The sequence below is a fragment of the Microbacterium saccharophilum genome, assembly GCF_007992455.1.
GTDB classification, from domain to species: domain Bacteria; phylum Actinomycetota; class Actinomycetes; order Actinomycetales; family Microbacteriaceae; genus Microbacterium; species Microbacterium saccharophilum.
In genome coordinates this window covers 62,774-75,028 of record NZ_BKAH01000002.1, presented here as the reverse complement: position 1 = coordinate 75,028, position 12,255 = coordinate 62,774, and the positions used below count along the sequence as shown (strand labels likewise).

Sequence of the window (12,255 nt, the reverse complement as noted above, 5' to 3'; positions counted from 1 at the left end):
TCGTGGAACGGGGTGGCCCCGGCGAAAGCGAAGCCCCGCAATCCCCGTGTTGACAGGGGAATGCGGGGCTTCGACGCTGGCGGTGACGGTGGGATTTGAACCCACGGTAGGGGGTTACCCTACACAACTTTTCGAGAGTTGCACCTTCGGCCGCTCGGACACGTCACCGCCGTATAGCTTACGACACGCCGCGGGATGCCGCGAACGCGCGCCGACTCAGCCGGCATCCGGCCCGTAGAGGCGCGCGATGTCGGGCGAATCGAGCCACCGCTCGTACGTCGGCGATTGCGGCCACCCCTCCGGCGAGTCCTGCCATTCCTCCTGCCGCCCCCACGGCAGGAGGTCGATGAACGGGAAGGTGTGACTCAACTGCTCTGTGCCGCGGCCGGCGGTGTGCCAGGTGCGGTACACCCGATCGCCGTCGCGCAGGAAGACGTTGACGGCGAACCCTCCACCGGCGGGGGCGCCCATGTCGGCCCCGAACGGGCTGTCGGCCGTGGAGTACCACTCCATCCGGTTGCCGACCTTGTCCCGGTAGGCGAGCGCCTCGTCGATCGGGCCCTGCGTCACGATCACGAACCGGGCGTCGTACGGGTCGAGGAAGTCCAGGCGCGTGAACTGGGAGGTGAATCCCGTGCACCCGCCGCACTGCCATTCCGCGCCGTCGCGCCACATGTGGTGATAGATGATCAGCTGCGATCGCCGCTCGAAGACGTCCGCAAGTCGGACGGGACCATCCTTGCCGACGAGCGTGTAATCCGGCAGCTCGACCATCGGCAGCCGCCGACGCTGCGCGGCGATCGCATCGAGCTCGCGGGTCGCCGCCTTCTCCCGCACACGCAGGGCGGCGAGTTCGCGCTGCCACGTCCCGACATCGACGATGGGGGGAAGAGCGTGGGTTTCGGTGGTGGCCATGAGCCCTCCTCAGCGGTCGAACGACACTGTTCCGCGGTATGTTGACAGCGTATACATCGGGGGGCGTGCGTCAAGAGGGAGACGGGATGATCCGGGCGGGCTATCACCACGGCGACCTCCGCCGCGCGCTGCTCGAGTCGGCGATGGAGCTCGCGCGAGGAGGCGGACGGGATGCCGTCGTGCTGCGGGATGCCGCGAGACGCGCCGCGGTCTCCCCCAACGCCGTCTACCGCCACTTCGCGAGCCGTGACGACCTGCTCGCGGCCGTGGCGGGCCAGGCGCAGGAGGCGATGGCCGAGCGGATGCTCGGGTTCGAATCATCGACGCCCACCACCGGCAGCGTCGCCCGGGACCGCCTGCGTGCCGTGGGGCTCGGATACATCGCCTTCGCCCTCGACGAACCGGGCTGGTTCGATGCGGCCTTCTCCGACATCACCGCACAGCCCGGCACGGCAGCCCCGCCACCGCTCGCCCTCCTCGTGGAGGCACTGGACGGCCTCGTCGCCGCGGGCGAGCTGCCGCCGGATGCGCGCGCGGGCGCGGAATGGCCGTGCTGGTCGACGGTGCACGGCTTCGCTTTGCTGGCGTTGCACGGGCCGCTCCGCGCGCATCCGCGCAGCGAAGTGTGGGCCTCCGCCGAACGCGCCGTGGACGCCGTCGTCGACGGCGTCCTGCTCCGACGTCGACCCGGCGACGGGGGCCGGGGTGCCGCGCGCGGTGGCAGCGACGACCCGGCCCTGCCAGACTGAACGCATGAGCGTTATCGAGAACTCGAAACTGACCGTCGTCGGCGCCGGAGCGGTCGGATCGAGCGTGGCGTACGCGGCCCTCATCCGCGGATCGGCGCGCCACGTCGCCCTATACGACATCGCCGCGGAGAAGACCGAGGCCGAGGTGCTCGACCTGGCGCACGGCGCCCAGTTCACCGGCTCCAGCGACATCGTCGGCGGCGCCGACATCTCGGTCGCGGCCGGATCGCACGTCGTCGTCATCACGGCGGGCGCCAAGCAGAAGCCGGGACAGACCCGCATCGAGCTGGCAGGCGTCAACGCCGGCATCCTCAAGTCGATGATGCCGCGCCTCCTGGATGTCGCCCCCGACGCCACCTACGTCATCGTCACGAACCCCTGCGACGTCCTCACCGTCCTCGCGCAGGAGGCGACGGGCCTCCCGTACGAGCGCATCTTCGCCTCCGGCACCGTGCTCGACACCTCGCGGCTGCGCTGGAAGCTCGCGCAGCGCGCGGGCGTGTCGATCGCGAGCGTCCACGCCTACATCGTCGGCGAGCACGGCGACACCGAGTTCCCGCTCTGGTCGCACGCGACCATCGGCACCGTCCCGATCCTCGACTGGGAGCCGCTGGACGGTCAGCCGAAGTTCAGCGTCGACGAGCTCGACCAGATCGCCGTCGACGTGCGCGACTCCGCCTACAAGGTGATCCAGGGCAAGGGCGCCACGAACTACGCGATCGGCCTTTCCAGTGCCCGCATCGTCGAGGCTGTGCTGAACGACGAGCACGCCGTCATGCCGGTCTCCACGGTGCTCGACGGATTCCACGGTGTCAGCGGCGTCGCCCTCTCGGTGCCGTCCGTGGTGAGCCGCACCGGTGCCGCCCCGATCCGGACGACCGCCTTCTCACCCAGCGAACTCGGTCTGTTCCGCCGATCGGCGGACGCGCTGCGCGACGTGGCCGCCTCCCTGCACTGAACCCCACCGCCGGCCTCACCGAGACCACTGCACTGACCCACCCGCGCGCGGACGTGGCGTGTCGCGGGCGAGACGTACGCTGATCCCATGGCAACCCGACGACCCGCGGCGACGACCGCGTTCCGCTGCACCGAGTGCGGTTGGACCGCCGCGAAATGGGTCGGTCGCTGCGGCGAGTGCCAGCAGTGGGGGACGGTCGTCGAGGCGGCCACCGCGACGGGCATCGTGCACGCGGTGTCGGCGCTTGCGCCGACCCGCTCCGCCCGTCCCATCACGCAGATCGACACGAGCGAGACGCCGCGCCGCACGAGCGGGGTCGGCGAGTTCGACCGCGTCCTCGGCGGCGGGATCGTGCCGGGTGCCGCCATCCTGCTCTCCGGCGAACCCGGCGTCGGCAAGTCGACGCTGCTGCTCGAGGTCGCCGCGCAGAGCGCCCGCGCGGGGCGCCGCGTCCTGTATGCGAGCGCGGAGGAGTCGCTCGGGCAGGTGCGACTGCGCGCCGAGCGTACCGGAGCGCTGCACGATGAGCTGTACCTCGCGAGCGAGACCGACCTCGCCACGATCCTCGGGCACATCGACGAGACACGTCCCGAGCTGCTCATCGTCGACTCGGTCCAGACCGTCTCCTCGTCGATGAGCGACGGTGTCGCGGGTCACCCCAGTCAGGTGCGGGAGGTGGCATCCACCCTCATCCGCGTCGCGAAGGAGCGTGACCTGCCCGTCATCATCGTCGGCCACGTGACGAAGGACGGGTCGATCGCCGGCCCGCGCATCCTCGAGCACCTGGTCGACGTCGTCTGCCAGTTCGAGGGAGACCGCCAGACCTCGCTGCGCTTCGTCCGCGCCCTGAAGAACCGTTTCGGCGCCACCGACGAGGTGGGCTGCTTCGACATGACCGGCTCCGGCATCCAGGAGGTGAGCGATCCGAGCGCGCTCTTCCTCGGGCACGGCTCGCGCGAACCGGGCACGTGCGTCACGATCGCGCTCGAGGGGCGACGCGCCCTCCCGGTGGAGGTGCAGGCCCTCACTCTGACGGCCACCGGCCCGAACCCGCGCCGCATCGTGAGCGGGGTCGACGGCGCGCGCGTCGCGATGGTCCTCGCGGTGCTCGAGAAGCGCGCCGGCATCCGGGTGTCCGACCAGGACGTCTACGTCTCCACGGTGGGCGGTGTGCGGCTCACCGAACCGGCCGCCGACCTCGCGATCGCGCTGGCCGTCGCGAGCGCGGTGACGGGGCGGCACAATCCGCCGAACCTCGCCGCCGTGGGCGAGCTCAGCCTCTCCGGTGAGATCCGTGCCGTCACGCAGCACGATCAGCGGCGCGGCGAGGCGGCACGCCTCGGCTATCGCTCGGTCGTCGACACGGCATCGAAGGACCTGCGGCGGGCGCTCGGTGACCTCGCGCGCCTGCACACGCCCGAGCGCGGCGACGCGCCGGGGTTCTGATCGGTCGCTACGCGTCGAGCGCGGCGAGCAGATCCGCCGGCGTCGCCTGCATCGGATGCGGGCCAGCGATGTCGAAGAACACGGTCGTGATCTCCGACTCATGCGTGCTGAGGAATGCACGGAGCCAGCCCGGCGACTGCAGCGCCACGGCGGGCGGCAGCGTGGCCGGCTTGTGCGTCGCATCGCTGAAGAGCAGGAGCGCGACATCCCCCGTCCGGGGGTCGCGGTAGGTCCACACCTCGCCGCCGTCGAGCGGGTTGTCGCGCTGCCCCGGACGGAGCAGTGGGACGACCGTAGGGCCGTGCCGGAGAGCGAACGCGAGGGCCGCCATGTCCTGGGTCTGCAGCGCGTCCGCCAGCTGCGTATTGCGGAACTCCAGAGGCTCCTTCGCGGAGCGCTTCTTCCCGGCCATGACGACAAGCCTAGAGAAAGTGAGGGGCCCTCTCGGTCCCCCCATTGGGGACTGGGGAAATCGAGAGGGCCCATTGCTCACCGGGCGGAGGATCCGAGTCGGGCCTCTGGGGTTGGCCCGACGACCGATGCTGGGGACAACGGGGGTCGCCGCGGGAGCTGATTACAGGGTACGCATCCTGGCCGGAACACGCGTCCCCCATTCGGCGGACAATTCATGAGAATGTTCTCAGGAAGGTCAGGTAACCCTCAGCAATCGGACGGATGCCGCACGGAGGCGTGGCCTCCGAGCGGTTTATGCCCGCGAAAGCATCAGCGAAGCTGAAAGTAACGGGTGTCGGCGGCCTCCATGCCCCCGATCGAGACGGACAGGTGGTACGAACCGGCACCCGCCGTGGGCCGGTCCGTCGCGTCGCACGTGTCCACCGACGACCGGGTGCGACTCCATTCCAGGGGCGTGGCGCTGGAGACGGTCTGGCCGGGCGCGATCTGCACGACCTGGTCACTGGATTCGGTCTGACAGTCCGTCGACCGCCACCACACGTCGCTGCCGCTCGTGATCTCGAACTTCTGCGTCGTGGTCCCGACGTTCATGAGGCACGGCACGTCGCCGTCGTTGGAGATCGTGATCGACAGCTTCGGCAGCTCGCCGCTGCCGTAGGAGTCCTTGTCCGTCACCGCGAACACGGAGATGTCGCTCGTGCTGCACGGCGCGATGGCCGTTGCGGTCTCGCTCGGATCGGGGGCGGGGGTGGATGGCGCGGGCGCGGGCGTCGTCGGCGCCGCTGACGGCGTCGGGCTCGGCGTCGCGGTCGGGGTCGTGGTGGCCGCCGGCTTCGCGGCATCCCCTGCCGCACCCCGCCAGGGCTGCCAGATCAGGAGGGCGACGATGGCGGCCACGGCGAGGACCGCCAGCAGCACGGCGAGACGCCGGCGGCGGTAGACCGCGGGACTCGGGCGTCGACGTGCGGGGGTGCTCACCTCTTCAGGCTAAGCCGCGGGACGGCTCCGGTCCGCGGCGGCACGCCTAGAGCTGCTTCAGCATCCGGGTGTTGCCCAGGGTGTTGGGCTTGACGTGCGCGAGGTCGAGGAACTCCGCGACGCCCTCGTCGGGGCTGCGCAGCATCTGCGAGTAGACGTCGGAGTCGACGACCTGCTCGCCGATGGGGGCGAAGCCGCGTCGCGTGAAGAAGTCGACCTCGAAGGTGAGGCAGAAGAGCCGCGAAAGACCCAGCGCGCGCGCGTTCTCCTCGAGCCGCGCCACGATGGCGCCGCCCACCCCGTGCTGGAGCCAGTCCTCGACGACGATGAGGGTGCGGATCTCGCCGAGGTCCTCCCACATCACATGGAGCGCACCGCATCCGATCAGTCGCCCCTCCGCCTCGGCGACGACGAACTCCTGCACCGACTCGAAGAGCGTGACCGGCTCCTTGCCGAGCAGGATGCGGCGCTGCACCCACGGGTCGAGCATCTCGAGGATGCCGCGGACATCCCCGGTGCGGGCGGGTCGGACGACGAACGAGGTCACCGCACCACTTTATGCCCGGCGGTGCCGCCGGACCGGTGCGCCGTAACCCGCCCGCAACAGGGATCCGCCAAGCTGGGGTCATGCCTTTCCGCGTCGCCCGCCCGAGCCACGCCGGCGAGCGGCATCCTGCGCCGCAGAGGACCCGCGCCGCGTGAGCGTCCTCCGCGACTATTCGACGGCGGTGTCCCAGCCCACACTGCCCCTCGACGCACCCGGCCGGCCGGTCCGCTACGACGAAGTGGTCGAGGCCGACGGGACCCTCCGGCCCGCGTGGAAGACGCTCGCCTCGCTCGCCCTCGCCGTCACGCCGGACGAGATGCACCGCGTCGACGGTGAGATCACCCGCTTCCTCGCCGACGACGGCGTCTCGTACACCCGCCGCGACTCCGGCTCCCAGCCGTGGCAGCTCGACCCCATGCCGCTCGTGATCGACGCGCCCGGATGGGCGCGCCTGGACGTCGGGCTCGCCCAGCGCGCCGAGCTGCTGAACGCGATGCTGCTGGACCTGTACGGCCCGCAGACCCTCCTGCGGGAGGGCATCGTGCCGGCTGCCGTCGTCGTCGGCCATTCCGGCTTCGCCCGGCCGATGGCGCGCGCGAGCGCCTTCGACACCAGCCCGCTGCTGCTGTCGGCCGCGGACCTCGGCCGCGACGGCGACGGCGAATGGCACGTCCTGGCCGACCGGGTGCAGGCGCCCTCGGGCCTCGGCTTCGCGGCGGAGAACCGTCGGGTCCTCTCGCAGGTGCTCCCCGATCTGTATCAGGAGAGCAGCCTGCACCGGATGGACCCGTACTTCTCGGCGCTCCGCGCGGCGCTGCTGTCGGCGGTCCCGCAGCACATCGAAGACCCGCGCATCGTGATCATGTCGCCGGGCACCCTGTCCGAGACGGCGTTCGATCAGGCCTTCCTCGCGAGCGCCCTCGGCTTCCCGCTCGTGCAGGGCTCCGACCTCGTCGTCCGCGACGGCTGGGTGTGGATGAAGCCCGCCCGCTGGCCGTCGACAAAGCCCACCGAGCGCATCGACGTCATCATCCGCCGAGTGGATGCCGAGTGGTGCGACCCGCTCGAGATGCGCGCCGAATCCCGCCTCGGCGTCGCGGGACTCTCCGAGGCGGTGCGCCGGGGGCGGGTGCGCCTCGTCAACGGGCTGGGCGCCGGGGTGCTGGAGAACCCGGGGCTCATGCCCTACCTCCCGGCCGCCTGCGAGCATCTGCTCGGCGAGCAGTTGCGGCTCCCGTCGACGCCGACCTGGTGGTGCGGCGACCCCGAAGCCCGCGCGAGCGTCCTGCAGCGCATCGCCGCGGAGGATCCCGCGCTCATCGTCCGCCCCATCGACGAGCCGCGCGCCGCGACGGCAGGCTTGGACCCCACCGAGCTCACCGCACGGATCGAGGCGACACCGCACCGCTTCGTGGGCCAGGACCTCCTCCCTCTCTCGCAGGCGCCGGTGTGGAGCGGGACCGGTCGGGCTGCCGCGATGCCGCTCACGCTCCGCGCGTTCACGCTGCGCTACGGCTCCGCGTACCGGCCCCTCGTCGGGGGGCTCGCGGCCTTCCGCGAGACGATCGACTCCGCCCCGATCACGAAGGACGTCTGGGTCCTGAAGAGTTCGGATGCCGACCCCGATCAGGGTCTCACCGAGATCGCCCCGCTCCCCTCCGCCCGCTCGATCCCGGCGCTCGCTCCCCGCGCGCTGGCGGACATGTTCTGGACCGGGCGGTACGCCGAGCGCGCCGAGGACCTGCTCCGGCTCCTCCTGGCGACGCAGGCCGAGCTGGATCAGCCCGGAGCGCACGCGGCGGCGGTGGACGGCGCCGCGCAGGTGCTGCTGGGCGCGCTGCACCGCCTCTCCGGCGCACGCTTCCTCGACCCGGACGCCGAGTTCCGTTCCCTCCTGCTCGACGCCGCGCGGCCCGGTTCGGTCGCGCACTCCCTCGCCCGCCTCCGGGACGCGCTGGAGGGCGTCCGCGATCAGCTCTCCGGTGACACCTGGCGCGTGTTCGCGAACGTCGACCGTGCCACGCGGGCCCTCCGCAGCTCCGCGCACACGCACCGCACCTCGGAGTCCGCCGGTCGCATGCTCGCCGCCATCCTCGTGCTGTACGGGGTCACGGCGAACATGATCCGCGATACGGGCTGGCACATGATCGAGGCCGGCCGCGCGCTGGAGCGCGGCCTGCAGCTCTGCCACCTGCTGAGCGCAGGGCTCATCGAGGTGCGGACGCCGCGCGTCGAGCGCGCCTCCCTGGAGAGCCTGCTGACGACGGCGGAGAGCATCGTCACCTACCGCCGCCGCTACCGCGGGTCGCTGCGCGTCGCCGACGCCCTCGACCTCCTGCTGCTGGACCGGGACAATCCGCGGTCGCTGTCGTTCGCGCTCGCGGGGCTCCGCTCGCACCTGGCGGCGATGCCGGCATCCACCGGGTCGACGCGGGCCGAGCGGCTGCTCGATCACCTGGAGACGGAGCTCCTCGCCGTCGACGCGGCATCCCTCGGGGCCGTCACGGGCGGCCGTCGCGCGGCTCTCGCCGACTTCCTCGCAGACGTCCAGGCCCAGCTCGAGCAGCTCGCCGATGCCATCGCACATCTGCACTTCGAGATGGGTCCGCCGGCGGTCTCGCTGTCGGAGCTCTCCCTCATCGAGCTGACGGAGGCGCTCCCGTGAAGCAGTACCGCGTTTGGCACCGCACCGCCTACACGTACAGCAAGCCCGTGCAGGACAGCGTCGGGCTCTTCCACCTCCTCCCCCGGTCGCTGCCCTGGCAGGAGGTCTCCTCGGCGTCGGTCACCGTCGACCCGGTTCCCGGCGACTACGAGCCGGACGTCGACTACTTCGGCAACGCGGCGACCTACTTCCACCTCACCGACCCGCATCCGCAGCTCACGATCGAGTCGACGAGCGACGTGACGGTGCACGAGCCCGTCTACGACCCGGATGCCCTCGCCCGGCCCTGGGAGGACGCGCGGCCGCTGCTGCGGCCCGACCTGCCCGGCGCGTGGGCGGCGACCGAGTACGCGCTCGAGTCGGCGCGCGTGCGCCACGCGGAGGAGGCGACGGCGTACGCGGCCGAGTCGCTCACCCCCGGGCGCCCGATCGGCGAGGCTGCGACCGATCTCATGCAGCGGATCTTCCGCGACTTCGACTACGACAAGACCGCGACGACCGTGACGAGCACCGTCGCCGACGCGTTCCGCAAACGCGCGGGGGTCTGCCAGGACTTCGCGCACGTCGCGCTCGCCTGCCTGCGCGGGCACGGCGTCGCGGCACGCTACGTGTCCGGGTATCTCGCGACCCAGCCGCCGCCGGGGAAGCAGCGGGTCTTCGGGGCCGACGCGTCGCACGCGTGGGTGGCGGTCTGGCTGCCGGGCACCGATGAGTGGCTCGCGATCGATCCGACCAACAACCAGTGGGCGAACGACCGCTACGTCACCGTGGCCTGGGGCCGCGACTACGGCGACGTCTCCCCCGTGAAGGGGATCATCTTCACGAAGGCGAAGACCTCCACGCTGCGGGTCTCGGTCGACGTCGCGCCCATCGAGTAGCGGCGAGAAACGACGAAGGGGGTGGATGCCGCAGCATCCACCCCCTTGTCGATCAGGTGGCTTACGAGCCGGTCGCCATGTCCGGCGTGGCGGCGATCTCGCCCGCCGCCCCGACGCCGATCGCGACCTTGTCGCCGCGCGGCGCCTTCTCGAACACGAACTTTCCGTCCTGCGCGTCGACCGTGACGTGGTCGCCCGCGGTCAGCTCGCCGTGCAGGATCCGCTCGCTGAGCTGGTCCTCCACCTCACGCTGCATGGCGCGGCGGAGCGGCCGCGCACCGAGCGTCGGGTCGAAGCCGATCTCGATGAGCTTGTCCTTCGCGGCATCCGTCAGCTCCACCGTCATGTCGCGGTCGAGCAGTCGCTCGGCGAGGCGCTTCGTGAAGAGGCCGACGATCTGACGCAGCTCCATCTTGTTCAGCTGCGGGAAGACGATGATGTCGTCCAGGCGGTTGAGGAACTCCGGCTTGAAGTGACGCTTGAGCTCCTCGTCGACCTTGCCCTTCATCCGCTCGTAGCTGGTCTGGGCGTTGCCCTCGACCTGGAAGCCGACCGGGCCACCGGCGATCGCCGACGAACCGAGGTTCGTCGTCATGATGATCACGGTGTTCTTGAAGTCGACGACACGGCCCTGACCGTCGGTCAGGCGACCCTCTTCGAGGATCTGCAGCAGCGAGTTGAAGATGTCCGGGTGGGCCTTCTCGATCTCGTCGAAGAGCACGACGGAGAACGGCTTGCGGCGCACCTTCTCGGTGAGCTGGCCGCCCTCTTCGAACCCGACGAATCCGGGAGGGGCACCGAACAGACGCGACACAGTGTGCTTCTCGCCGAACTCCGACATGTCGAGGGAGATCAGCGCGCCCTCGTCGTCGAAGAGGAACTCGGCGAGCGCCTTGGCGAGCTCGGTCTTTCCGACGCCCGTGGGGCCGGCGAAGATGAACGAGCCGGAGGGGCGCTTCGGGTCCTTGAGGCCGGCACGCTGGCGGCGGATCGTGCGCGAGAGTGCCGCGATCGCCTCTTCCTGGCCGATGACGCGCTGGTGCAGCGCCTTCTCCATGAAGACGAGACGGCTGGTCTCCTCCTCGGTGAGCTTGAACACCGGGATGCCGGTGGCCTGGGCGAGCACTTCGGCGATCAGGCCCTCGTCGACGACCGCGTGAGAGGCGACGTCGCCGGAGCGCCACTGCTTCTCCAGGCGGAGACGCTCGGCGAGCAGCGACTTCTCCTCGTCGCGCAGCGACGCGGCCTTCTCGAAGTCCTGCTCCTCGCTCGCACGCTCCTTGTCCTCACGGACCTTCGCGATCTTCTCGTCGAACTCGCGCAGCTCCGGCGGGGACGACAGGATCGACAGACGCAGGCGGGCGCCGGCCTCGTCGATCAGGTCGATGGCCTTGTCGGGCAGGAAGCGGTCGGAGACGTACCGGTCGGACAGGTTCGCCGCCGCGACGATCGCGCCGTCGGTGATCTGCACCTTGTGGTGCGCCTCGTACCGGTCGCGCAGGCCCTTGAGGATGTTGATCGCGTGGGGGAGGCTCGGCTCGGCCACCTGGATCGGCTGGAAGCGGCGCTCCAGCGCAGCATCCTTCTCGAAGTGCTTCCGGTACTCGTCGAGCGTGGTCGCGCCGATCGTCTGCAGCTCGCCGCGTGCGAGCAGCGGCTTCAGGATCGAGGCGGCGTCGATCGCGCCCTCGGCGGCACCGGCACCCACGAGGGTGTGGATCTCGTCGATGAAGACGATGATGTCGCCGCGCGTGCGGATCTCCTTGGTGACCTTCTTCAGGCGCTCCTCGAAGTCACCGCGGTAGCGGGACCCGGCGATGAGCGAGCCGAGGTCGAGCGAGTAGACCTGCTTGTCCTTCAGGGTCTCGGGCACCTCGTTCTTCACGATCGCCTGCGCGAGGCCCTCGACGACGGCGGTCTTGCCGACGCCGGGCTCGCCGATGAGGACGGGGTTGTTCTTGGAGCGACGCGAGAGGATCTGCATGACCCGCTCGATCTCCTTCTCGCGCCCGATCACCGGGTCGAGCTTGTTGTCGCGCGCCGCCTGCGTGAGGTTGCGGCCGAACTGGTCGAGCACCGCCGAGCCGCCCTGGGCGGGCTGGTTCTGCTCGCCGGCGCCGGTCGCGACACCTGCGGGCTCCTTGCCCTGGTAGCCGCTGAGCAGCTGGATGACCTGCTGGCGCACCTTGTTCAGGTCGGCGCCGAGCTTGACGAGCACCTGCGCGGCGACGCCTTCGCCCTCGCGGATCAGGCCGAGCAGGATGTGCTCGGTGCCGATGTAGTTGTGGCCCAGCTGCAGCGCTTCGCGCAGCGACAGCTCGAGCACCTTCTTCGCCCGCGGCGTGAAGGGGATGTGGCCGGTCGGCTGCTGCTGGCCCTGGCCGATGATGTCCTGGACCTGCTCGCGGACGGCGTCCAGCGAGATGCCCAGCGACTCCAGCGCCTTGGCGGCGACACCCTCGCCCTCGTGAATGAGACCGAGCAGGATGTGCTCCGTGCCGATGTAGTTGTGGTTGAGCATCTTCGCCTCTTCTTGGGCGAGGACGACCACACGACGGGCACGATCCGTGAATCTCTCGAACATCGTCGACTCCTCCGCGCACCGAGTGTTCCGGTGCTTACGAAAGACGATAACCACCACCGGATGCCGGCATGCCCGTGTTCGCCGTCGGCGCACCGTCCTTGAACGTCAGGTGGGAGGGGCC

Annotated in this window: 10 protein-coding genes and 1 tRNA gene; 5 read left to right on the top strand and 6 right to left on the bottom strand. The window is 70.5% G+C overall.

Annotated features, from left to right (window positions below; translation table 11 throughout):
* Positions 1–77 precede the first annotated feature (77 nt).
* Together MSA03_RS02420 and MSA03_RS02415 are read right to left on the bottom strand one after the other, a co-directional pair.
* Positions 78–168 (bottom strand) — tRNA-Ser (locus tag MSA03_RS02420).
* Between the two features lie 48 nt (positions 169–216).
* Entirely contained in the window at positions 217–915 is a 699-nt protein-coding gene (locus MSA03_RS02415; protein WP_147049519.1) for a DUF899 domain-containing protein, read from the bottom strand.
* Between the two features lie 86 nt (positions 916–1,001).
* On the opposite strand from MSA03_RS02415, the gene MSA03_RS02410 reads away from it, so the two are divergent.
* The 3 genes from MSA03_RS02410 (at position 1,002) to radA (ending at position 4,068) form a co-directional block, all read left to right on the top strand.
* The gene (locus MSA03_RS02410; RefSeq protein WP_147049518.1) at positions 1,002–1,664 is read left to right on the top strand and encodes a TetR/AcrR family transcriptional regulator; all 663 of its coding nucleotides are present in this window, start codon (positions 1,002–1,004) and stop codon (positions 1,662–1,664) included.
* A gap of 4 nt (positions 1,665–1,668) precedes the next feature.
* Entirely contained in the window at positions 1,669–2,622 is a 954-nt protein-coding gene (locus tag MSA03_RS02405) for an L-lactate dehydrogenase (RefSeq protein WP_147049517.1), read from the top strand.
* Positions 2,623–2,709: 87 nt separating this feature from the next.
* Positions 2,710–4,068: a DNA repair protein RadA gene (gene radA, locus MSA03_RS02400; protein WP_147049516.1), complete on the top strand. Its 1,359-nt coding sequence runs from the start codon at positions 2,710–2,712 to the stop codon at positions 4,066–4,068.
* Between the two features lie 7 nt (positions 4,069–4,075).
* Here radA and MSA03_RS02395 read toward each other — a convergent pair whose 3' ends face one another.
* The 3 genes from MSA03_RS02395 to MSA03_RS02385 form a co-directional block, all read right to left on the bottom strand.
* Positions 4,076–4,480, bottom strand: coding sequence for a hypothetical protein (locus tag MSA03_RS02395; protein ID WP_028496624.1), 405 nt, complete (start codon positions 4,478–4,480; stop codon positions 4,076–4,078).
* Positions 4,481–4,791: 311 nt separating this feature from the next.
* Positions 4,792–5,460 (bottom strand): hypothetical protein, encoded by a 669-nt coding sequence (locus tag MSA03_RS02390; RefSeq protein ID WP_187266713.1) that lies wholly within the window; start codon positions 5,458–5,460, stop codon positions 4,792–4,794.
* Between the two features lie 46 nt (positions 5,461–5,506).
* On the bottom strand, positions 5,507–6,007 hold the full coding sequence (locus MSA03_RS02385) for an amino-acid N-acetyltransferase (protein ID WP_028496626.1): 501 nt from the start codon (positions 6,005–6,007) through the stop codon (positions 5,507–5,509).
* A 151-nt stretch (positions 6,008–6,158) separates the two neighbouring features.
* Between MSA03_RS02385 and MSA03_RS02380 the strand changes: the two genes are divergently transcribed.
* A complete protein-coding gene (locus tag MSA03_RS02380; RefSeq protein WP_147049515.1) occupies positions 6,159–8,672 on the top strand; it encodes a circularly permuted type 2 ATP-grasp protein in 2,514 nt (837 codons plus the stop codon).
* Positions 8,669–9,550, top strand: coding sequence for a transglutaminase family protein (locus MSA03_RS02375; RefSeq protein WP_147049514.1), 882 nt, complete (start codon positions 8,669–8,671; stop codon positions 9,548–9,550). The genes MSA03_RS02380 and MSA03_RS02375 overlap by 4 nt, the downstream gene beginning before the upstream one ends.
* Before the next feature lie 61 nt (positions 9,551–9,611).
* Here MSA03_RS02375 and MSA03_RS02370 read toward each other — a convergent pair whose 3' ends face one another.
* Positions 9,612–12,134, bottom strand: a complete 2,523-nt coding sequence (locus tag MSA03_RS02370) for an ATP-dependent Clp protease ATP-binding subunit (protein WP_028496629.1) — start codon at positions 12,132–12,134, stop codon at positions 9,612–9,614.
* Positions 12,135–12,255 lie beyond the last annotated feature (121 nt).

Excerpts from the sequence above, each read along its gene's own strand:
- MSA03_RS02415 (WP_147049519.1), bottom strand. The coding sequence starts at position 915 with ATGGCCACCACCGAAACCCACGCTCTTCCCCCCATCGTCGATGTCGGG.
- MSA03_RS02410 (WP_147049518.1), top strand. The coding sequence starts at position 1,002 with ATGATCCGGGCGGGCTATCACCACGGCGACCTCCGCCGCGCGCTGCTC.
- MSA03_RS02405 (WP_147049517.1), top strand. The coding sequence starts at position 1,669 with ATGAGCGTTATCGAGAACTCGAAACTGACCGTCGTCGGCGCCGGAGCG.
- radA (WP_147049516.1), top strand. The coding sequence starts at position 2,710 with ATGGCAACCCGACGACCCGCGGCGACGACCGCGTTCCGCTGCACCGAG.
- MSA03_RS02395 (WP_028496624.1), bottom strand. The coding sequence starts at position 4,480 with ATGGCCGGGAAGAAGCGCTCCGCGAAGGAGCCTCTGGAGTTCCGCAAT.
- MSA03_RS02370 (WP_028496629.1), bottom strand. The coding sequence starts at position 12,134 with ATGTTCGAGAGATTCACGGATCGTGCCCGTCGTGTGGTCGTCCTCGCC.